Origin of the sequence: Prevotella fusca JCM 17724, assembly GCF_001262015.1 — a bacterium.
GTDB classification, from domain to species: Bacteria; Bacteroidota; Bacteroidia; order Bacteroidales; family Bacteroidaceae; genus Prevotella; species Prevotella fusca.
In genome coordinates this window covers 163505-185702 of sequence record NZ_CP012075.1, presented here as the reverse complement: position 1 = coordinate 185702, position 22198 = coordinate 163505, and the positions used below count along the sequence as shown (strand labels likewise).

Sequence of the window (22198 nt, the reverse complement as noted above, 5' to 3'; positions counted from 1 at the left end):
ATTCGATACAGCATCAAACAAAAGCATATTTGTAATAAAAATTCACATCGTAAATTTTAAAACATGCTCTTTTGGCTTCTAAAAGACGCCTAATTGACCTCCAACAGATGCCCTTTTGGCATGTAACTAATCAAGGAAAATGAAGAAATATCGAAAGATATGCAAACTAATTGGTAATGAGGTGGAAACGAGGCAATTTGCATAAAACTGCTCTATTTGTAAAGGGTAGAAATATGCAGATATAGGCAAAAGTTCAGTTACTAAATCATTACCAAGATTTGAAGTAGGTAACTAAATGCAGATGTAGGTAACTGAAATTGTTTCTCTCGTGTGTTTGTTGCTTTGGTCGGCAGTTTTCTGCATAAGTGAGGAACGCTTTAATTCGGGTAAATTTGTCCATAAAAATTAAAGCGTATGAAAACAGAAAAGATGAAGGTGTTGCTCTACCTCAAAAAGAGCGGAAAGGATAAGCAGGGTAAAGCTCCCATTATGGGACGTATCACACTTGGAAGGAGTATAGCACAGTTTAGTTGCAAGCTATCTTGCGATATAGATTTGTGGAGTCCTCGTGAGAGTAGAATGAGGGGCAAGAGCCGTGAGGCGGTGGAAGTGAACGGAAAGCTGGATAGTTTAGTACTTTCCATTCAGTCCGCTTATCAAACATTGCTGTCCAAAGGACAGGCATTTACTGCCACGGACATCAAGGAGCAGTTTCAAGGGAGCGTACAATCTCGGTGTATGCTTATAGAACGCCTTGATAGGCTTATCAGGGAGAAAGAAGAACACGTTGGAATAGATATTAAGAAAGATACGCTATCTAATTATCACTCTACACGAAGCAATCTTCGCACATTCATCGAAGAGAAATATAAGGTAGAGGATTTAGCTTTCTCACAACTATCTGAAAACTTTATTTTTGATTTTAGGGATTTTTTCTTGGGGACATTAGGTTTTCAAGAGAGCAGTTTCTATGGTGCAGCTTCCCAAATAAAGACCGTATGTAGGTTGGCATACCGTGAGGGATTGGCTGACACCTTGTTGTTTGCTAATGCAAAAATAGCAAGAGGAGATAAGAAGCTACCCAAAGCTCTTGACAGGTGTTCGCTTGACAAACTAATGAACATACAGTTTGGAGAGTTGGAGGAGGAAATGGAAACAGCAAGGGACTTGTTTGTCTTTGCCTGCCATACGGGTGCAGCCTATTGTGATTTGATGGGATTAAGAAAGACACATCTTGTCCGTGATGATGAGGGAAGTCTTTGGCTGAAGTTCAATAGGCAGAAGACAGGCGTACTTTGCCGTATCAAGTTGTTGCCCGAAGCCATCAGGATAATAGAGAAGTATCGAAGCGATGAAAGAGAAAGCCTATTGCCACAGATGAAATATGCCACCTATCAATCGTATCTTAAAGCATTGCGCTTAAGAGCTAGCATAGCCTTTCCTTTTGCCACACATACGGCAAGGCATACCTTTGCCACACTCATTACCCTTGAACAAGGCGTACCGATAGAAACGGTAAGCAAGATGTTGGGGCATAGCAATGTGAGTATGACCGAGCGATATGCAAAGGTTACGCCACAAAAACTATTTGTGGAATTTGAGCGTTTCCTTTCTTTCACGGAGGATATGCAGATGAGTATTTAGCCATAGAATAGAAGCATTAAAACTAAAATCATGATGAGAAGTACATTTAAGACACTGTTTTATATCAACAGACAAAAGACCAAGGCAAATGGTCTGACGTCCATACTCTGCCGTATCACGATAGATGGCAAGAACTCTGTCATTACCATAAACGAAGAATGTAAGCCTGCGGAGTGGAACTCAAAGCAGGGGACAACTACGGATAAGAAAATCAATCTTCGACTGCAATCATTCAGACAACTGGTAGAGAAGACTTATCGGGAACTGCTCCTAAAAGACAGAGTAGTAAGCGCTGAACTGCTTAAAAACAGATTGCAAGGCATAGCAACTTCTCCTACAACTTTGTTGGAGCTTAGTAATGCAGAACTACAATCGGTAAAGGAAGGTGTGGGCAAGTCTAAGGCAGAAGGTACATACACTAACCTTTGCTATGCAAATAGGATGTTATGCGAGTTTATAAAGGACTTAGGAGGTAAGGATATAGAAATCCAAAGCGTAACGGAGGAACTGTTTGAGGAATACCGATTCTTTCTTAAAAAGAAAGGGTTGAAAGGGTCTTCTATCAACAATTATCTTTGTTGGCTGAGTCGTTTGATGTTCCGTGCAGTAAGCCGGCGCATCATTCGTTATAACCCATTTGAACATGCGGAATATGAAAAGGTGGAAAAGGCTATCCGCTTTCTTAGTAAGAGTGATGTAGCAAACCTGATGGCAATAAAGATGTGTGATAGCGATGCCGAACTTGCAAGGCGGATGTTCATCTTCTCCTGCTTCACAGGTTTAGCCATTACGGATATGGAACACTTGACGTTTGGGCATATCAAGAGCGCAGCGGACGGGAAGATGTATATAAGAAAGGAGCGTCAGAAGACTAAGGTGGAATTTGTTGTGCCGTTACACCCCATAGCCAAGGCGATTATCGAGCAACAAAGGCAGCTACAAGCGGTGAAAGAAGAAAGCAATAACACGAATATGAATAATCGTCTTATCTTTCTGTCTTGTTGCAGTAGAAGTGTGTTAGCAGCAAAGCTAAGCATCGTAGGCAAGGCTTGTGGTATCAAGCAACGTCTGTCCTACCACATGGGAAGGCATACCTTCGGCACGATGTGCCTAAGTGCAGGTATTCCCATTGAGAGCATTGCAAAGATGATGGGACACGCTTCTATATCCAGTACGCAGATTTATGCGCAGGTAACGGACTGCAAGATTTCGGAGGATATGGACAGACTCATCGCCAAACATCAGGAAAAGAACAAAGAGGATGATAAGGTAACGGTAAAGGAAACTATTACCATAGGGACAATGGCTATTGCCAACACAGGCAGAAACAAAAGCATGGAGGAAACGGCATGAATACGGAAGATGGAATAAAGACCAAGGCTGCAATCCGTCTGGACACGGAGCGCAGCTACTTCGAGTGGGGAAATGGTATGCAGGTTATCCGCAGGGGAAAAGGCGAAGTAGCCATGACCGAGGGCGAGCTTGCAAGGTTCTTCGGAGTTACATGGAGAAAAGTCAATGGCAGACTTCGGACGATAACCGAAGAATCCGTCCTGCATCCAGAAGAAAGGGGCGCAGACGAAAGGAAAATAGTCACGGATAAGGAGGTAAGGAGCTACGCACTGCTCTACCCATTACCTACAATTATCGCCCTTTCCTTCTTGCTTGACAGCGTAGAAGCCCACCTGTTCAGAAAGCATGTGTGCAGTGAGTTGATGCGTCCAAGGAATGCACTTACCCCAATCATCATATATGGCAAGGATGTCAATAACTGAATAATGTATCAATCCTTTTTCTTTCATTGTTGTCTTACTACATCACTACAACACAAGATAATACGGTGAAAAAGAAAGGAATACGTTGTAGCTGATGGTTACTTGTGCGTATTACTACGACACGACTACGTACAACTAGTACTACCAACATATGAACGGAATGAATACGTTTTGTTTGTCGTGAGATGAAGTTAGAGAGGGAAATGAATATTCCTTGCATCTCCTTGTATCATAGTTCTTTATAAACTTTCTTCTTTTCTGTGTAGCCAAATTGTAGCCATAACAGAGTATTTTGAGAGTACACGTGGATACTGCTGCTCGAAACACGCTCTTGTGTTTCTTGAGTTCAAAAGTACTAAAAAATGAACATGCTCCAAATATTTGATAGAAAATGTTTTATAGATTCTTTGGCTACAATTTTCAGTGCAAGGTGCAAGCCTATATATATAGACAGGTCTTGCACCTTGCACTGATGGACCTTACTTTATATTTTATACCGTTGATTATCAATACGTAAAATGGTATTATACTACCAGAAAATGGTATTTTAATATTCTATCTAAAGCCTATTTCATTAGGAACTTTGCAGCCATAATCAACGAGTATAAGTTCATTATGAGCTTAAAAAAGCAAGCTGATTAGGGTTAAATATTAAAAATCTGTAGGAAAATAAACAATAAATGAGTATTTTTGCCGTTTTAATAGAAGGAATTCAGAAGAGAATATGAGCGTTAAACAAATACCCAATAGATTAAAAGCCGCATTGGCAGATAATCACAAGACAAGCAAATGGCTTGCTGATCAATTAGGAAAATCAGACATGACGGTTTCCAGATGGTGTACTAACCGCTCACAACCTTCTGTCCACCAATTGATAGAGATCGCTAATCTCTTAGATGTTGATGTATCAGAACTGCTTAATAAAACAAAATGATTAACGTATGAAGTACAGATTTATAGATTTGTTTGCAGGTGCTGGTGGGCTATCAGAAGGTTTTATCAGAGCTGGTTATGAACCCATAGCACATATTGAGATGGATCACTATGCTTGTGATTCATTGAAAACTCGTGCAGCATTTCATTATTTAAAGGAGAACGGAAAACTTGAAATATACGAAGAATACCTCAAAAATAAGAAGGAAAAGACAGATGGAAGTTGGCTTTGGAATAAAGTTCCTAAATCTGTGATTGACTCTGTAATTCAAGAAGCTATAGGGAAAGAAACATTGCCAAGCCTTTTTGAAAGAGTTGACAAACTTTGTAATGGGAAGCCCGTTGATATGATAATTGGAGGTCCACCGTGCCAAGCATATTCTGTCGCTGGCCGTGCCAGATTAGGAAAGAAAATAGAAGAAGACCCTCGTAATGACTTATATAAATTCTATGTAGATTTCCTTAAGCATTATAAGCCCAAAATGTTTGTATTTGAAAATGTTTTGGGAATTCTTACTGCTAAAGGTGGAGAGCCATTTAGGGATCTTATTCGATTGGTGCGTGAGTTGGATTACAATATAGAATTTCGTGAACAGATAGCATCACAGCATGGCGTTTTACAAAAACGTCATAGGGTCATTATTGTTGGTTGGCAAAATAAAAGAGACACACAAGAAGATACCTCGTATCACTATCCGTACCTTCTTGAAGAGCAAATGCCATACAAAATAATGAGGGATTTGTTTTGTGATTTGCCTATAATCAAAGCTGGTGAAGGTACACTTTGTGGAATTGTTCATTACACAAAGCCTTTAAATGATATGGAATACCTTAAAAAATCAGGAATTAGAGGAGTCTTGAGCTTTACCACTCAGCACATTGCACGTCCTAACAATCCTACAGATAGAGAAATCTATAAGCAAGCGGTTGAACAATGGAATGAAGGGAAACGTTTACGGTATGATAAGCTTGACCCTTCACTGCAAAAACATAAAAATACGCAGACATTCTTAAATAGGTTTTGTGTGGTAGATCCTAACGGGGTATGTCACACCGTTGTAGCGCATATCGCTATGGATGGACATTATTACATATATCCAACTCCTAATCCAACTACGGATAATGTACGCTCTATTACAATACGTGAAGCTGCAAGAATACAATCATTCCCAGATGACTACTTCTTTGAAGGAAGTCGCTCTGCCGCATTTAAACAAATTGGTAACGCTGTCCCTGTAGTACTTGCAGAGAAGATTGCTTTAGAGATAAAAAAAATATTAGCTCATGAAGATGAATTACGAAGAACTCAAAACCGCTAATGCTACACCTGCTGCTGCGTCTATGGTTGAGACTTTTCGAGCTATGGGCTATAGTTTGGAAACAGCAATGGCTGATATATTAGATAACTCTATATCAGCTGGAGCGAATAATATCTGGATTTCAAGAATCTGGAAAGGTGGCCAATCCATTATAACTATTAAAGATGACGGTATTGGAATGAACCACCAAGAACTGATTGAAGCTATGAGACCGGGTTCTCAAAATCCTTTGGAAGAACGTTCAAAAAGTGATTTAGGACGATTTGGTTTGGGACTAAAAACCGCCTCATTCTCTCAATGTAGAAGACTTACCGTATATAGCAAAAAGGCTGATTACAAGCCCGTTTATTGGACTTGGGACTTAGACTATGTTGCAAAAACAAACCAATGGGAACTTCTTCAATGGATTCCTGATGAATATATAAATGCTCTTGATGATGTTTCTCATGGCACTTTGGTTGTATGGTCAGGTTTAGACCGAATCATTAACCCAGAAACAAGTGAGATTGATATTAACTCAAAGGCTAAATTTTCTTCACAATTAGATAAGGTGAAACGACACATTTCAATGACTTTTCACCGTTTTATTGAAGAAAAAGTTGTGAAGATTTTCTGGTGTGAACATGAGATAGAACCTTGGAATCCATTCTGTGAAGATGAACCAAAGACGCAGATAAGACCCACCGAGAATATTATTGGTGGAATATCTGTCAAGGGGTATGTTTTGCCTCATAAAAGTGCTTTCTCTAGCGAAGTAGCCTATACTAAAGCCGAAGGTATAAATGGATGGGCAGCTCAGCAGGGATTCTATGTGTATAGAGGAAAAAGATTACTTTTAGCAGGTGATTGGCTTGGGCTATTTAGAAAGGAAGAACACTATAAATTAGTGCGAATTAAGATAGATTTACCTAATACATTGGACACTGAATGGCAGATTGATATTAAAAAATCAAGAGCCTATCCTCCAATGCAAAATAGAAGTCAACTTGAATCTTACGCTAAAGCTGTAAGATCAATTGGCTGTGAAGTATATCGACATAGAGGAAAGATTCTGAAGCAGAAAGCTGGTACATCTTTCCAACCTCTATGGTGCGAGAAGAAAAAAGATAACAAATGGTCTTTTGTGGTTAATCGTGAACATGATATGATTCAGCAAATTAAAAGTATGGCTCATGATAACCCAGAGAAGGCTATTAACACTCTCCTTAGTTTTATTGAGGAAACGTTACCAACTAAGACTATTTATATCAATGAAGCAAAAGGTGAAGAGTCTCAACTTGAACCTTTTACAGGTATCAATCCTTCAATCATAACAGATATGATGCGGATGATGTATGATAACCAAATTAAAATGGGAAAGACATCTGAACAAGCCAAAGCATATCTAAAAACAGTAGAACCATTTAATATCTTTGAGGATTTAATCGAAAATTTATAGCTATGCAGAATCAAATTATTAATATGTGCCGAGTCCTAATCGGACCAAATGCTGTTGTAACAGACGATCAGATTAATGATACTATAGCAAGGGTATCACTAATCTTTCCCAATATGGATATTGCGCAAGTAAAAAACGAATTACTATCCTTGTATGGAGTAAGAATTCAGGATTTTCAAATTCTAGAAGGAAATGAAAGAAGACAACCTTGGCTTAGAGATTTCAAAGCTGAACGCAAATCTACTTGGAACTTTTGGGTGAGATATAAACAATATCTGTCTGAACAAAAAGGCTTTGCTCCACTTGTCATTCAAAAATTAGACGATATGAGTGACCGCATTTTAGATAATTTGTTTAATCCACAGCTGACCAATATCACAATTGATAAAAAAGGGTTAGTTGTAGGTCAAGTTCAATCTGGTAAAACAGCTAATTACACAGGCTTAATTTGCAAAGCTGCTGATGCTGGCTTCAATTTTATCGTTGTACTAGCTGGCATATTGAATAATCTGAGAAGCCAAACTCAAAGTAGAATAGATGAGGGCTTTTTAGGATTTGATACCCAATACGAACGAGCATATAATATCAATAATACTACCAAAATCGGTGTGGGACTGATTCCTGGTTTTGATTCCGCTATAGCTAATTCCTATACCACAAGTTTGGATTCTGGCGATTTCAATAGTAGGGCAGCAAATACAGCTGGCTTCAACTTCAATGCACCGCAACCTATAATTTTGGTTGTAAAAAAGAACGCATCAGTATTAAAGCGCTTGAACACTTGGCTAAAAGCTCAAGCTGGGGGTCACAAGATTGCCAATAAATCGTTGCTACTAGTTGATGATGAAGCTGATAATGCTTCAATCAATACAAAGAAAGATAAGAATTTAGACCCAACAGCAATTAATAAAGCTATTAGAACGCTGATTGGACAATTCAATAGGTCTGCCTATGTTGGATATACAGCCACCCCTTTTGCTAATATATTTATAGCACAAGACGAATCAGATCTATTTCCACGTGATTTCATTATCAATCTACCTGCACCAACTAATTATATTGGTCCTGAAAAAGTATTTGGGACAAGTATGGACGTTGAGGATGAAGAAGACTTGTTGCCAATTGTGGTTCCTATTAGCGATTATCTGACTTTCATACCAGAGGGGCACAAAAAGAATGATCCCAAGCCAACATTTGCAGATATACCAGAGTCATTAAAGACGGCTATTAAGAGCTTTATATTGACATGCGCTATACGTATAGCAAGAGGCCAAGAAAACAAGCATAACTCTATGCTTATCCACGTTTCTCGCTATCAGCTATGGCAAAATGAGATTAAAGAATTGGTCGCTCAGCAGTTTTCTTATTATAAGCAAGAGATAGAAGCAAACGATTCATCTGTGCTCAGTGAATTTCAAGATTTGCTAGAGAATGACTATACTGAAACAACCAATAATATTAAAAATTCGTCGCTTTCCAATATTGATCATTGCTTGCAAGTCCACCAGTGGGAAGATATTAAGCCTTTGCTTTTCAAAGTTGTTCAGAAAATTGAAGTGAAATCCATTAACGGATCTTCAGGTGATATTGTTGATTATCAACTGAATTCTAAAAATGGGGTTTCTGTAATTGCTATAGGCGGAGACAAACTATCTCGAGGTCTAACTTTGGAAGGTCTTTCAATAAGCTATTTCCTACGTGCATCTAAAATGTATGACACATTAATGCAGATGGGCAGATGGTTTGGTTATCGTCCTGGATATGTTGATTTATGCCGATTATTTACAAGTGCGGAACTTAGTGAATGGTATCGACACATAGCTGTTGCTAGTGCTGAGTTGCGTGATGAGTTCAACTACCTTGCAGAATCGAGAAGTACTCCTGATAAGTATGCCCTTAAGGTGCGTACGCATCCAGGATGCCTGCAGATTACAGCTCTTAATAAAATGAGAAATACCAAAGAAATTCAAGTATCATGGGCTTCTCGCCTCATTGAAACGTATCAATTGCCAATTGACAAGGGATTAAAGAATAGAAACCTTGTTGCAACCAAAGAGCTTCTATCTGGTTTAGGTGAGCCGCTAATCAAAGACGGAGACTATCTTTGGAAGAACGTTCCAGCAAACCAAATCTCTGATTATTTCAATGAATTTACTGTTGCAGAATCTCTCAAAAAGGTAAATCTTGAGTTGATAGTTAAGTATATTAATGAGTTACAAGGATATGGCGAATTAACGAATTGGAGCGTAGTTCTAATGAACAAAACGGCTGGTAGTGGACCGAATAAGGAATATTGTTTCTGTAACAAATATAAAGTTAATTGTTTCTATCGTAATAGAGCTATTGATACCGATTACAAAACTTACTTTATTCGAAAGAATCATATAGTAGGTAATCAAGCCGATGAATTTGTGGATTTAGATAAGAATGTGCTAAATGAAGCTCTTGAAGCAACAAAGCAAGAGGCTATTAATAGTGGTAAAACTTGGGCAAAGGCATATCCCAAGCCATTAGTTGTACGTAGTAATTTCAGACCCAAAGCTCAACCACTTCTAATTATATATCCATTAAATCCTATTGGTGCCAACGTTATGAAGAATAACGTGCCCGTTGAAGGTTCAACCGTGTTTACAGTAGGTGATGATCCTTTTGTAGGGTTCGCTATTTCGTTTCCTGCAACAGATACATCTATAGCTGTAAATTATAAAGTGAATATGGTAGGAGAATATGCTGATATTGAAGACAATTTCGATAATGAAAACGACAATGAGTATGGAGAATAAATATCATATTATAGAGTTGTGGAGCTCATTAAAAAGCCTTGCAACTATAGGGGTTGTGAAGAAATTGTATGACACATCATTACCAATACAAGTATATGCCACATATAGCTATCCCGATGATATAGTTGGGATAGCGGTCTCTTTCTCGAAAGAATTCAAGATTGATATTTCGTCTTTAAGCAATTTGAGCGAATTAAGAATTAGGCAGCTTTTGGATGCTTCAATGCTAGGACAAAAGATGCTCCATGTTCAACTGATGAGAAATGTAAACCAAAGAGTTTTCGCCGCATTGTGTGAAGATTTGATAACTACTCTAAAACCACTATCTTCTACAAAAGAAATGGCTCAAGAGGTTGTAAATCAATTACATAGATGGAAGGATTTGTTCGGAAAACTTAAATTCGAAGGATTATCAAAAGAAGAACAGCAAGGTTTATACGGAGAATTGGTTTTCCTTAGAAAATTGTTAAATCGAAGTTCAAATGATACCTATGTTTCTACTTTACAATTGTGGACTGGAGTTGAGAAAACAAATAAGGACTTTCAAGGCGATAATTGGGCAGTTGAAGTAAAAACAACATCTACCAATAATGCTCAATTCATAATTATAAACGGAGAACGACAACTTGATAATTCACTTGTCGCTCATTTATTTGTTTATCATTTAGTTTTAGAAGTATCCAAAACTAATGGAGAAAGTTTGCCTATGATTGTGTCAGAAATAAAGGTCCTTCTCAGTGGCAATGTACCTGCACTATGTATCTTCGAAGAAAAGCTCATTGAAGCGAAGTACATATCTTGTCATGAATCCTTATATGCTGAGCGTTTTTATAAAAAAAGGAGCGAAAAGTACTATAAAGTATTAGCCGATTTTCCAAGAATCATGGAGAATGAGCTTAGAAACGGAGTTAGTAATGTCGTTTATGCTATTTCTATCGGCATGTGCGATGAATATTTAGTTCCTGAAAGTGTTTTATTTAATACCATAAAGTGACATGAATAATGACATAAATAAATATTATCTATCTCTCATTCAAGAGATTGCAACCCGCCAACTATCTAATGAAGATGGCGATAATCAAGAACAAACATTTACTAGATATGTTCTTGATGTATTATCAGAAGCTGGAGAAACTGAAAATGCAACAGTAGCTTTTGATGAAAAAGACTTAGGAACAAAAAAGCAACATAAAATTAATGGCTATGCAATAGCTGATAATTATGAAACTGTTGACTTATTTATTTCTATTTTTGGGTGTGAAGAAAGCATATCTTCAACTCCTAAAGCTGAAATTGATAGAGCTGCTACCAGAATTATTAATTTCTTCAGAAAGGCTGTATATGGTGATTATGCAAATGAAGTTGCAGAATCATCTGAAATATTCGAGTTCGCAAATACTCTATCTTCATATGAAGAATTAAAAGAGAATTTGGTAAGAGTTAATGCCTTTATCCTAACTAATGGAGAATATAAAGGGGAAATTCCTGCTAATATAGAAATCTGTGGATATAAAGTATTCGTCCGAGTGATTGACCTTCGCTATCTTTACCAAGTTACAATAGAGTCACGCGTGCCTATTGAGATTAATTTTATGGAGGAAGGCTATACTGTCCCATGTTTATCAGCAGCTTCTGAAAACCCAGACTATCAAGCATATGTAGCTATTATACCTGGAATATGTTTGGCCAATTTATATGAAAGGTTTGGTGCCAGATTATTGGAACAAAATGTCCGTTCTTTCCTCCAATTTACGGGAAAAATTAACAAAGGTATCAGAGATACAATTAAAAAAGAGCCACATATGTTCTTGGCCTTCAATAATGGATTAGCGGCTACTGCTGATCACATCGAATTAGATTCTATAGGCAGAAACATTGTCAAGATTTCTAATTTACAGATTGTAAATGGCGGTCAAACAACTGCATCTATCTACCATACATGGAAAAAGGATAAGGCTGACATCTCTGGAATTTTTGTTCAAGCTAAAATCTCGGTGATCAAAAGAGCAGAAGAATTTGCCGATATTGTATCACGCATTTCTCGATATGCAAATACACAAAACAAGGTGAATGACGCTGATTTTACAGCCAATAATGCCCATCTTATTGCGTTTGAGAAGTTATCACGATATATCATGACACCAATAACAGAAGATTCAAACATCCAGACATATTGGTTCTTTGAAAGAGCAAGAGGCCAATATAAAAATCTCCGTCAAAAGGAGGGGTTTACCAAATCTCGCCAAACTGCCTTTGACTTGAAATATCCCAAGAAGCAGGTTATTACGAAGGTAGAACTTGCCAAATATATAAACGCATACGAAGAAGTGTATGATGGGAAAAAGATTTCAATCGGTCCGTTTATCGTGGTACGTGGTAACGAAAAGAACTACAGTAAGTTCATAAATAATAACTTACCTGAAAATATTAAAAACCTCAATAGCATCTATTATGAAGATGCCATTGCCAAAACGATATTATTCAGAACTGCCGATAAAAGATATGGTACCAAAGTATCTGGAAATAATATTGGTGAGTTGAAACAAGTAGTTGTTCCTTATGCTATTTCTTTATTAACTACCATAACGAAGGGAAAGCTAAACCTCTACAAGATTTGGAAGAACCAATGCCTTTCTAACGCACTTTCTGATTTCATTTATGAGCTAATGAAACAGATAAATGAATTCATTCTCAATGAATCACCTGTTTCACATTATATCGAGTGGTCAAAAAAAGAAGAATGCTGGGAGAAGGTTAAGGCATACACTTGGTCTTATGATTTGAATGATATAAAGTCTGATCTCATAAATTCTTCAACTCCAGTCAGAAAAGGTTTTTCGCTGAATCCTGATAAGAACGATGAAGATGTAGCTCATGATATGGAAATTATAGAATCTATTCCATATTCATTGTGGAGAAAAATTGCTGAATGGGGAAAAGAAACTGATTGTTTGTCTATCAATTATCAGTCTGCTGCTCAAGAAACGGCTCATAAGTTGAAGTTTAATCATAAGTTTACTGATTCAGAAAGAAGAAAAGCCATAAATATTTATAATATCGTTTGTGAGAAGAATATCGAATTGTTGTTTGAGGCAGATAAGCTTGCTTCCGAAGACGATAAAGCACCTAGTGCAAGTCATGCTTCCTCGACTGATAACGATAATATCACAATTGAGTTGGTTCAAAAAATGGTTGAGTGGGATCGCAGACGTCGTGTCCTCAAAGATTGGCAATGGAAAGTTATGGATGAGATAGCCAATGGGAAACGTCCATTGGATGAAAGAATGAAAAGAGGAATGTATATGAACTATATAACTTTCAAAAAAAGAGGGTTTACAGAATAAGGACTATATGCTTAATGATAAACGAACATTAACAAATAACCTTATTTCCGCAAACAATTTCCTTGTTTGTTTCAAAACTTGCTTGCGTCTCATTTAACCCTACGAGAAAGGTCGATTTGTCATTTTTTGCTCAACTTACCACAAATAGGTTGGTTATTGGACACAAGTTCCCTTACCCATAGGGAATGGGGAAGATAAAATTCAGCAAAGAGTTTGAAGCTATTCTTTAAAAATCTTGATATAATACTTTTTGGGTGTGTATAGGTTTAAGACGTATCTCCTTCCTGTCTTAATCCATTTGGCAGGTACGTTGATGAAGTGTAATATGAACTTCTTCAAACGGCTGCTTTTCTCTAGAGGTTCTATTTGTTGAGACAATTTATCAATGAGAAAAAGGTAGAAGTTCTTCAACATTGCTGTAACGAGCATAAAGAAGGTGTTCTGCTCAAGAAAGGAGAAAGGCAGGTGTGCCCAGCCAGGAAAGTAACCGTAATCGCCTTTATAAGAATATGTTGCATCGTATTTGTGCGCAGGAATAAACTGGTGGTCAAAGTCTAAATCAACGCTGCTTCCTTCGTGTGTCAAACCAAGATGCTTAACCATCGTCAGAAGAAGTTGGTTTAATTTCTCAGCCTTATTGTACTTATAAGCGTGCTTGGATTTATCACAAGTGTAAACCACATTTGCTTCCTTAAGTTCTTTTAAACCACGACCAACAATGTCTGCCCCAGGAAGTGTACATTTGGAGGATAATGAAAACTGAGCAACGAGCGTGTTAATATCTTCCAAGCAATCAGCACCACATAAATAGCTATAAACAGCGAAGAAATAATATCACTATATTGGAATGCCGTACCTGTACTGCCACGCTGACCACGCGAGGAGTCCATAATTTGATTGAGTCCAAGTTTGGAAAAAACATCCATTACGTGAAAAATTCCACCCAAAGAGGTTATTTTGTCAGATTTTATTGCTACTTTTGTCATGTCAGTTGGTTGATTATTTTATATGTTTAGTAGCACTAAGATAAGTGAATTTTCTGACATACGCAAGTGTTTGAATACTTTTATGTATCAGGCACTTGCTTTTCTTGCAAGCAAAAACGCTGCGGAAATAAGGGATTTTATCAAAGACAAAAGGAGTTTCGTCCTTAAAATCTAAAGCATTGATAGCAACATTGTGATTGGCAATCAATGCTTCGATATTATCTGACGCTAAGAACTCGGTATGTACGGCTATATGTGCATTAGGGTTTATACTTAACAATCGTTCTGCCAAGCACTCAGCTTTATATCTACCGATGTCATTTTCCGTGTAGTTTTGTCTATTTAAGTTAGTCTTTTCTACCTTATCACCATAAACAATGGTGATATGTTCAAAACCTAATCTTAAAGCACATTCTGCCACGATACTACCGATACCAACACCACCAAGGAATATTTTATAATCCTTAATCATACTTTGTTCGTTTTCACTCACATAGAGTCTGTTTCTATCATATCTTTCTTCCATAACTGATAATTTATTTTTTTGCAAAATTAGAAGTGTATATCAAGAAATACATTACACAAAAGTGTAAAAAGAAGATGAAACAGATACTTTTTTAGATTTTATAACAAATAGAGGTGTGCTAAAATTGTTATACGCTATAATTTTCCTCTAACAGCCTCTCCAAATCCGAAGCCTTGTATAGTATCTTCCCTGCAAATTGCGTATAAGGTATAATCCCCTTATCTCTATAATCTTGCAATGTGCGAGGGCTAATATACAGCCGCTCACACACCTCCTCACCCGTAAGGAAATGCTCTCCGCCAAATAGCGGCTTGTGCGTTTGTGCCACTTCCTTAATTCTCCTGCTCACACTGTGGATAGCGGACAGCACTACCTGCATTTTGTCCATGTCCATGTTCAAATCTCTAACAGTTTCCATCTTTTCATTGTTTGTCTATTTGTTGCTCTTGGTTTTCTCCGATTTTGTCTGTAACAACCGCTCCACGTCTTCACGCTTGTAATAGCACTTGTGCCCGATTTGTGCGAATGGCAGCACGCCTGTATCACGATAATGCTGCAAGGTGCGCTTGCTGATGTTAAGCAGCTGGCACACATCACCATTGTGCAGCCAATCTGTGTGCTTACACTTCTCTCCAAATGCCTTGTGGCAGCAGTCGGCAAGACTTAATATCTCATCCCTTATTTTCTGCCAGTTCTGGTCTGTAATTATCAAATATCCCATACTTCTATTGTTTTGTTTGTTGTTACTTTTTGCTTATGTTGCAGCGTTCTGCGCCCCAGCACGATGCAAAAGTAGGGATAGTTTCCTTATGCTCAAAGCACTAAGGAACAGCAGGGAAAACAAAGGAAACACGATGAAAATTTCTTCCTCGTTTCTTGTCGTTATCAACACTGAAACACCCACTTTCCTTCTTTCACTGCCAATAGAATATAAAGATACAGTCAACCATTTGGCATAAACCTTCTATCTTGTTCTAAGATTTCTGAGAACATAGAGATAAGCTCTTAATTTTTGCTTACATCTTTTTGTGGATTGCTTTTTGTTTAAATAGGTAGTTATTTTCGCCTTATCCGTTCTTTGTTATTCCTTTACTTATAGCTCACTACCCATATGTGCAGAATACCGCATTTGAATGTGGTTTGTTACAAAGCCAATCAATTATTGGTATTTGTATCATTTCCTTTTATCCTTTGATTTCTTCATTTAATCCACTAAAAAATAAGATGTTTGATGATTTCCTACAAGGAATTTTATAGCAAGTCTATGCAACATTATGCAAGCACACCGAGAATGCTTGGCTATCAGAATTATCCTCCTTAACTTCACTTTCAGAAATCATTTTAGGATGATTATGAAGAAGTATGCAGACAATAGCAATATACGCACAGAAGATAAGCCGAAGCATAGTAGGCAAACTTCCAAAAACAAGGAGATAGAAAGCTACCTCTCCACCCATTATGACTTCAGGTTCAACACTGTACTTGGCAGAACAGAGTTTTCTCCCAAATATGCCAATGTGTATAGTAAGGTCAGCCGTTATGACATCAATACCTTTCGCAGGGAACTTGATAGCGAGGAAGGTATTATTACTTCCGCTGATAATCTCTATTCCATCATTGAAAGCAGCTTTTCTCCCCGTATCAATCCCATACAGGAGTATTTCAAGGCTTTGCCAACGGTTGATGCTTCAGAAGTGCTGCACAAGATGGAGGTAAACCAAAGCACAATAGCCAACCTTGCATCGTGCGTTATCGTCCGCAACTCTGAAAAGTGGTTGCCATACCTTATCAAATGGCTTGTTGCAGTAGTTGCCAACGCTATGGACGACCGTGAATGCCGTAACCATACCTGCCTTGTACTGACAGGAGAACAAGGCAAGTTCAAGACCACCTTTCTTGATTTGCTTTGTCCGCCTGCGCTTAAAGGTTACAGCTACACAGGTAAGATATATCCGCAGGAGAAAGATACCCTCACCTATATCGGACAAAACCTTATCGTAAACATTGACGACCAGCTCAAAGCCCTCAATAAGCGTGACGAGAACGAACTGAAGAACCTCATCACCTGCCCGATGGTCAAATACCGTATGCCCTACGACAAGTATGTGGAGGAACACCCACACTTGGCGAGTTTTGTAGCATCGGTAAACGGCAATGATTTCTTGACTGACCCCACAGGAAGCAGACGATTCCTTCCGTTTGAGATGCTATCCATTGATATTGAACGAGCTAAAGCTATCTCTATGGATGCCGTCTATACCGAAGCCAAAGCCTTGTTAAACGCAGGCTTTCGATATTGGTTTAACGATGAAGAAATCACGGAACTCTACAAGGAGAGTGAGGACTTCCAAGTACAGACCGCAGAAATGGAACTACTATTACGCTGTTTTGAAAAGCCAACAGAGGACAATCCTCATTGTGCTTACATGACCACTACCGAAATACTCGCTTATTTAGGTGTTTATACGCATCAACCTTTGACACTCAAACGTATGGGCGAAGCACTCAAAAGAGCTGGCTTTGAAAAGGTAAGCAAGAGGCGTGAGGGTTGTAGTCCTGTCTATGTGTATAAGGTTAGGAAAATCCACCCCTGCCCACTGGTAAATAGCTGTAGTAGTTTGATGTAGTAGAGTGTGTAGTATCATCGTTTACTACAAAGTATTGCTGATTATCAATAACTTACATTAAAGAAGTATGTAGTAAGAAGAAAGTGAAAAAAGTTTTTAGGGGAAAAACTTTAGGAAGCAAAAAAGCATCAATGAAGTTTGCGCTATCAGCATAATCAAAATATAATCCGATATAAAATCAGAATGAATAAATGTTCAACCAATAATTATAATGACAATGAAAGAAGAAGATTTATCACGCATCAAGCGATACTCTATTGTGGAGTACCTTGAAAGGAAAGGTATCAAATCTGTGCGTAGGACACCAGCCTATGCCCTCTACCGTTCACCGTTTCGTGAAGACACACATCCAAGTTTCAAGGTGGACACTGAGAAGAACCTTTGGATAGATTATGCCGAAGGCAAAGGCGGAAGTATTATCGACCTTTGTGTGCGGTTAGAAGGCTGCACGCTGTTGGAAGCCATCCGTCAATTGGGACGAAACGCTCCCGATTATACAGTGTGTAATCCTCAAAGAGAGAGTGTACAAGACTCTTCCAAGCAGGAAAGCATCAGACAAGCAGCATCTGCAAACGGAGCAAGGAGACTGACAGGTATATCAGACATCTTGCCACTCCATTTGCAGAAATACCTCACAGAAGAACGCTGCATCAACATAGAAAAGGCTACACCCTTTCTACGTTGTATCAGCTATGAGGTAAGAGGCCATCATTATCAAGCCATCGGCTTTGCCAATCAGTCGGGTGGCTATGAGCTTCGGGACAATGGTTCCTTCAAGGGAACGATTGCCCCGAAGGACATTACTCCGATATTCATAGATAAGTTGAGAGACAAGGACGCTGATAAGATACAGCCTGTATGCGTGTTCGAGGGATTTATGGATTTCCTTTCTCTCCTTTCAATGAAAGAAGAAGTAACGAGAGTTTGCCTCGTGATGAACTCCGTGAGCAACGTGGCAAGGACTATCCGCTATTTGAATGACCGACACCTCACCCATATCCGTACCTTCCTTGACAATGACGAAGCATGAAAGAGGGCAACCAATGATTTCATCAGGGCTGGTTTCAAGGTCGAGGATATGTCCGTGCATTACGGAAACTTCAAAGACCTCAACGAGTATCACGTGCATAGGGTATGTGAGCAGAAGAAAAACAATCAAAGGCGATGCAGCAAATGCAAAGCAACTCCATAAAGGTAAAACAAGTTAAACATAAAATAAGATAGAAAAATGGAAAAGAAGAAAACAACAGAGGTAGAGTATGACCTTTCATATTATTTAGGTGGTAACGAAGAAGAACTGCTCGGAAGAAGTAGCCAGCAGCACACAAAGATGACACGGAGCGGTAAGCCATCAGAGGATGTCGAGCCATTACAGAACACAGAGGTATCACGGTGTACCGAGCTTTTACACGAAACTGAACAAGCAAGGCTGCCAGAGAATGCACCCGTTCAGAAACGCATCAGTGCCAAAATGAGAAAGGAAACGCTTGAAGCCTACAAGCAAGCCTATCTTTTACCTGCCAAACTCAGTAATAGGAAGGCTGTCTATCTGAGCAAGGAAACACAGGAACGTGCAGACCTCATCGTGCGAAGATTGGGCGACAGGGGCAGCAATCTTTCAAGTTTCGTGGAGAACCTCGTGCGCAGTCATTTGGAGGAATACCACGAGGATATAGAGAAGTGGAGAAAGCTATAAGCACGAAAAAAGGAGCGAATACTATGTTATTGTCTAAAAGACAGAAAGGAGGGAATGCCACGAACGTAGTTAGACACGGAATGCCGTGCATTCACTTTCGGCAGAGGAAACGCCCCAAGGCGTTATCGGCATTTCAGCAGCTATTGCAAGACGTCAGTTTGTGGGTACAAACTGCTCTTGCTCCCCTCGATAAACAGTCGGGGAGATTAGACCGTAATCACTCCGTTCTCATCGGTCATCATTCAGAAATTAAGCAGCAACGAATCATCCATAATGATTAACTTTCAGAGAAACTTATATGAAGAAATACAGAAGAAAAGCTACCCAATGGCAGCAGAAGAACAATGAAGAAAAACAGATGAACAAGACGGAGTTCATCAAGATTAGGTGTACTTTGGAGGAGAAGCAGCGCATCAAGGCAAAGGCAGAAAGCACAGGGCGGAAGTTCTCCGAGTACTGCCGTGAGATTCTTTTGAATGGTGAAGTGGTAACCGTTCCCAAGATGACCGACAATGAAAAGGAAGCCATTGCCGTACTCTACCGAACGGGAATGTTCTACGCACAGGTTTCCAACCTCATCAGGATAAAGGACGAGTCATGGGTGCCGATAACCAAGAACCTTTCCATATGTGCCAAAGAAGCATTTAAGCGTTTTTTCGACCCTCACTTCCGCATTGGTGACGATATATATAAGGTTTTAAATCTGCCGAGGTATGATAGGAAAGTGTAAGGCGATAGCGCACGGAAGCACTGCATTGGACTATATCTTCAGAGAGGGCAAGCTGGGTAATCGGCTTGCCTTTCATAACCTTTGTAGCAGAGAATCAAAGGCTATTTACGAGGAAATGAACTTGGTCAGCGATTACAATACCAGATGCAGAAACAAATTCCTGCGCATCGAAATCGGCATTGCGCCACAGGACGAGAAGAAACTATCTGTTTCTGAACTTGCCCAAATAGCCCATCTGTTTGCCAAGAAAATGGGACTTGACAACCATCAGTGGATGGCAGTAACGCACAAGGATACAGACAACAGGCATATCCACATTATCGCCAACCGCATCAGCCTATACGGAGAAGTTTATGATACCACCTTTGTAAGCAACAAGGCTGCAAGAATAACAGAGGAAATCAGCAGGGAGAAAGGCTTAACCATTGCAAAGGAAGTCAAAATCAAAAGGAAACATCAGAAAGCAAAAGCCAATCCCACAAGAGAGGAAACAAAGAGAGAACTACAAAGAATATGCTATGACCTACTTGAAAAGTACAAAAGTATAGGTATCACAGGACATTCTATGTTCCTCTATGAGTTGAACAAGCATGGAGTAACCATAGATCGTATGAAGAACAAGCAGAGCAAGGTTTATGGTTTGAAGTTCTCATACGGAGAATATTCGTTCAAGGCATCGGAAGTAGGCAGAGAGTTTGGCTACCGTTCTTTGCAAAAGAACTTCGAGGCAGGTAAGAAAACCGATACGAATAAATCTGACCAAGTAATACGCAAATCGTCAAAGCATACAGATACTAAGGATGCTGACTATCAACTCGTACCCCCAAGCCGTTCATACAGTCCACCACCAACTAAGGAAACGCCAAAAATCGCACAAACTATAAGAGATATGGCAGATGCAGCCATCAGTACAGCCGATGATTTGGTGGAGGGGGTAGGCGGAATGATTACGCCAACAACACATGGCGATGACTATGCCGAGTCCGCATGGCAGCGCAAGCTCAGAAACCAAGCCAACAGAAAGAAGAAGCGAGGGAGAGGATTATAGCAACTCCAACAGCAACAATCAAAAATGCAGATATGTGAATATTTCTTTGAAAACGCTTGTTATTCGGTAACAAAGTATTATCTTTGCAAACAGAATAACAAGCGTTCTTTGTTAGGCAGAAAACAGCGACACCAATTAGTTCGTTCGTTTCCAAATCGTTACCTATTCAGTTTAACAAACAAGGTAACTTGTTTATTTCCAATTAGTTGTATTTTAGAAATCATCTTGCCGTGTTACTAACGCCCTCTTGAACCCTTAACAAGCACCTTTTAAAAAACCACCTCACAACCACCTGATAATAAACTACTTACAAAAACACTTAAAACAAGTATTTTCAGAGGATTTTTTAGTTTAATATCTCATCATTTTGTAAAGATAGTTGACAGCTCAACTTTAAACTTTGACGTTTGAACTATCCTACATCGATAATCATAATTTTGAACTTTGAACTATCCTACAATCGGTAATCATAATTGTGAATTTTGAATTATAAATTCTACGTTTCATACAGCCTGAACACTATTTCATCAGCAGGGAGAAAAAGGATGAGAGTAGGTAGAAGATAAAGTCTAACTTTGCACCGAGATTATTTAAAAAAGTATCAAGACAAGACACATTAAAGTGTATGACAACTTGGTATATTTAATTCAAATAAAAATGAAAAGAAACAAACAGAGGAAGAAGCGAATCATTTACTCCACTATCGCTATCATTACCTTACTCGGAGCCGTAGTCGTACTCTGTAACTTTATCGTTGACAAGAATGCAGAAGGCAGGACATTCAACGACATCAACAACGTTCCTGAAATGGAGACAGCCTTACTGCTCGGCACAAACCCAAAGGCAAGGGACGGTAAAAAGCCGAGTGCCTTCTACATGGCACGCATCAATGCCACAGCAGAACTTTACAAACATGGAAAGTTCAGACAGCTCATCATCAGTGGAGACAAGCGAGAAGGTTATGACGAGCCACAGACAATGCGCCAAGACCTGATGAAAAGAGGCGTACCTGACAGTGTCATCACGATGGACGGACAAGGCTATCGCACCCTACTCTCTATGAGGAATATAAAACAAAACTTCGATGTACATGACATGATTATCATCTCTCAGAAGTGGCATAACGAACGCAGCATCTTCTTAGCAGACGAGATGAACATCAATGCCGTGGGGTATAATGCCGACGACGTGCGCCATCCAAGGGCTATATGGACACATATAAGAGAGTTACTGGCAAGGGTTAAACTCTTCATTGACTTGCACGTTACACACCGAAAAGACTTCTGCAAGTAGAGATTCTATGCAGTTGATAGTCCAAAGGAGAGATATTTTCTCAACAAAGAAACGAG

General features: G+C 39.0%; 16 protein-coding genes and 3 pseudogenes. 15 read left to right on the top strand and 4 right to left on the bottom strand.

What is annotated here, in order from left to right:
• Window positions 1-414 precede the first annotated feature (414 nt).
• The 9 genes from ADJ77_RS08085 (at window position 415) to ADJ77_RS08045 (ending at window position 13236) form a co-directional block, all read left to right on the top strand.
• The gene (locus ADJ77_RS08085) at window positions 415-1644 is read left to right on the top strand and encodes a site-specific integrase (protein ID WP_025077441.1); all 1230 of its coding nucleotides are present in this window, start codon (window positions 415-417) and stop codon (window positions 1642-1644) included.
• Window positions 1645-1674: 30 nt separating this feature from the next.
• Window positions 1675-2997, top strand: a complete 1323-nt coding sequence (locus ADJ77_RS08080; protein ID WP_025077440.1) for a site-specific integrase — start codon at window positions 1675-1677, stop codon at window positions 2995-2997.
• Entirely contained in the window at window positions 2994-3419 is a 426-nt protein-coding gene (locus ADJ77_RS08075; RefSeq protein ID WP_025077439.1) for a hypothetical protein, read from the top strand. Before ADJ77_RS08080 ends, ADJ77_RS08075 begins: the two co-directional genes overlap by 4 nt.
• 724 nt (window positions 3420-4143) lie before the next feature.
• On the top strand, window positions 4144-4353 hold the full coding sequence (locus tag ADJ77_RS08070) for a helix-turn-helix transcriptional regulator (protein WP_006045720.1): 210 nt from the start codon (window positions 4144-4146) through the stop codon (window positions 4351-4353).
• A gap of 7 nt (window positions 4354-4360) precedes the next feature.
• Window positions 4361-5671: a DNA cytosine methyltransferase gene (locus tag ADJ77_RS08065; protein WP_025077438.1), complete on the top strand. Its 1311-nt coding sequence runs from the start codon at window positions 4361-4363 to the stop codon at window positions 5669-5671.
• Window positions 5637-7109: an ATP-binding protein gene (locus tag ADJ77_RS08060; protein ID WP_025077437.1), complete on the top strand. Its 1473-nt coding sequence runs from the start codon at window positions 5637-5639 to the stop codon at window positions 7107-7109. The genes ADJ77_RS08065 and ADJ77_RS08060 overlap by 35 nt, the downstream gene beginning before the upstream one ends.
• Before the next feature lie 2 nt (window positions 7110-7111).
• On the top strand, window positions 7112-9892 hold the full coding sequence (locus tag ADJ77_RS08055) for a Z1 domain-containing protein (protein WP_025077436.1): 2781 nt from the start codon (window positions 7112-7114) through the stop codon (window positions 9890-9892).
• Window positions 9882-10886, top strand: a complete 1005-nt coding sequence (locus ADJ77_RS08050) for a PD-(D/E)XK motif protein (protein ID WP_025077435.1) — start codon at window positions 9882-9884, stop codon at window positions 10884-10886. Before ADJ77_RS08055 ends, ADJ77_RS08050 begins: the two co-directional genes overlap by 11 nt.
• A gap of 1 nt (window position 10887) precedes the next feature.
• Entirely contained in the window at window positions 10888-13236 is a 2349-nt protein-coding gene (locus tag ADJ77_RS08045; protein WP_025077434.1) for an AIPR family protein, read from the top strand.
• Between the two features lie 219 nt (window positions 13237-13455).
• Here the strand turns inward: ADJ77_RS08045 and ADJ77_RS14540 are convergent.
• The 4 genes and pseudogenes from ADJ77_RS14540 to ADJ77_RS08020 all read right to left on the bottom strand — a co-directional run bounded on the left by ADJ77_RS14540 (window position 13456) and on the right by ADJ77_RS08020 (window position 15469).
• A pseudogene (locus ADJ77_RS14540) lies at window positions 13456-14222 on the bottom strand (hypothetical protein).
• A 133-nt stretch (window positions 14223-14355) separates the two neighbouring features.
• Window positions 14356-14748 (bottom strand): annotated as a pseudogene (locus ADJ77_RS08030) (ThiF family adenylyltransferase); the annotation flags it as partial.
• Window positions 14749-14875: 127 nt separating this feature from the next.
• The gene (locus tag ADJ77_RS08025; RefSeq protein WP_025077432.1) at window positions 14876-15166 is read right to left on the bottom strand and encodes a helix-turn-helix domain-containing protein; all 291 of its coding nucleotides are present in this window, start codon (window positions 15164-15166) and stop codon (window positions 14876-14878) included.
• A 15-nt stretch (window positions 15167-15181) separates the two neighbouring features.
• The gene (locus ADJ77_RS08020; protein ID WP_050696261.1) at window positions 15182-15469 is read right to left on the bottom strand and encodes a helix-turn-helix domain-containing protein; all 288 of its coding nucleotides are present in this window, start codon (window positions 15467-15469) and stop codon (window positions 15182-15184) included.
• A 631-nt stretch (window positions 15470-16100) separates the two neighbouring features.
• On the opposite strand from ADJ77_RS08020, the gene ADJ77_RS08015 reads away from it, so the two are divergent.
• From ADJ77_RS08015 to ADJ77_RS07985, 6 genes and pseudogenes are all read left to right on the top strand, one after another.
• Window positions 16101-17375, top strand: a complete 1275-nt coding sequence (locus ADJ77_RS08015) for a VapE domain-containing protein (RefSeq protein ID WP_050696518.1) — start codon at window positions 16101-16103, stop codon at window positions 17373-17375.
• A gap of 217 nt (window positions 17376-17592) precedes the next feature.
• Window positions 17593-18599 (top strand): annotated as a pseudogene (locus ADJ77_RS08010) (toprim domain-containing protein).
• 4 nt (window positions 18600-18603) lie between these two features.
• The gene (locus tag ADJ77_RS08005; protein ID WP_025077431.1) at window positions 18604-19071 is read left to right on the top strand and encodes a DUF3408 domain-containing protein; all 468 of its coding nucleotides are present in this window, start codon (window positions 18604-18606) and stop codon (window positions 19069-19071) included.
• 298 nt (window positions 19072-19369) lie between these two features.
• Window positions 19370-19801 (top strand): plasmid mobilization protein, encoded by a 432-nt coding sequence (locus tag ADJ77_RS07995; protein WP_025077429.1) that lies wholly within the window; start codon window positions 19370-19372, stop codon window positions 19799-19801.
• Window positions 19785-20849: a relaxase/mobilization nuclease domain-containing protein gene (locus ADJ77_RS07990; protein WP_025077428.1), complete on the top strand. Its 1065-nt coding sequence runs from the start codon at window positions 19785-19787 to the stop codon at window positions 20847-20849. The genes ADJ77_RS07995 and ADJ77_RS07990 overlap by 17 nt, the downstream gene beginning before the upstream one ends.
• 657 nt (window positions 20850-21506) lie before the next feature.
• Window positions 21507-22142 (top strand): SanA/YdcF family protein, encoded by a 636-nt coding sequence (locus ADJ77_RS07985; RefSeq protein ID WP_025077427.1) that lies wholly within the window; start codon window positions 21507-21509, stop codon window positions 22140-22142.
• Window positions 22143-22198: the final 56 nt, after the last annotated feature.

Excerpts from the sequence above, each read along its gene's own strand:
- ADJ77_RS08085 (WP_025077441.1), top strand. The coding sequence starts at position 415 with ATGAAAACAGAAAAGATGAAGGTGTTGCTCTACCTCAAAAAGAGCGGA.
- ADJ77_RS08080 (WP_025077440.1), top strand. The coding sequence starts at position 1,675 with ATGATGAGAAGTACATTTAAGACACTGTTTTATATCAACAGACAAAAG.
- ADJ77_RS08075 (WP_025077439.1), top strand. The coding sequence starts at position 2,994 with ATGAATACGGAAGATGGAATAAAGACCAAGGCTGCAATCCGTCTGGAC.
- ADJ77_RS08070 (WP_006045720.1), top strand. The coding sequence starts at position 4,144 with ATGAGCGTTAAACAAATACCCAATAGATTAAAAGCCGCATTGGCAGAT.
- ADJ77_RS08065 (WP_025077438.1), top strand. The coding sequence starts at position 4,361 with ATGAAGTACAGATTTATAGATTTGTTTGCAGGTGCTGGTGGGCTATCA.
- ADJ77_RS08060 (WP_025077437.1), top strand. The coding sequence starts at position 5,637 with ATGAAGATGAATTACGAAGAACTCAAAACCGCTAATGCTACACCTGCT.
- ADJ77_RS08055 (WP_025077436.1), top strand. The coding sequence starts at position 7,112 with ATGCAGAATCAAATTATTAATATGTGCCGAGTCCTAATCGGACCAAAT.
- ADJ77_RS08050 (WP_025077435.1), top strand. The coding sequence starts at position 9,882 with ATGGAGAATAAATATCATATTATAGAGTTGTGGAGCTCATTAAAAAGC.
- ADJ77_RS08045 (WP_025077434.1), top strand. The coding sequence starts at position 10,888 with ATGAATAATGACATAAATAAATATTATCTATCTCTCATTCAAGAGATT.
- ADJ77_RS08025 (WP_025077432.1), bottom strand. The coding sequence starts at position 15,166 with ATGGAAACTGTTAGAGATTTGAACATGGACATGGACAAAATGCAGGTA.
- ADJ77_RS08020 (WP_050696261.1), bottom strand. The coding sequence starts at position 15,469 with ATGGGATATTTGATAATTACAGACCAGAACTGGCAGAAAATAAGGGAT.
- ADJ77_RS08015 (WP_050696518.1), top strand. The coding sequence starts at position 16,101 with ATGAAGAAGTATGCAGACAATAGCAATATACGCACAGAAGATAAGCCG.
- ADJ77_RS08005 (WP_025077431.1), top strand. The coding sequence starts at position 18,604 with ATGGAAAAGAAGAAAACAACAGAGGTAGAGTATGACCTTTCATATTAT.
- ADJ77_RS07995 (WP_025077429.1), top strand. The coding sequence starts at position 19,370 with ATGAAGAAATACAGAAGAAAAGCTACCCAATGGCAGCAGAAGAACAAT.
- ADJ77_RS07990 (WP_025077428.1), top strand. The coding sequence starts at position 19,785 with ATGATAGGAAAGTGTAAGGCGATAGCGCACGGAAGCACTGCATTGGAC.
- ADJ77_RS07985 (WP_025077427.1), top strand. The coding sequence starts at position 21,507 with ATGAAAAGAAACAAACAGAGGAAGAAGCGAATCATTTACTCCACTATC.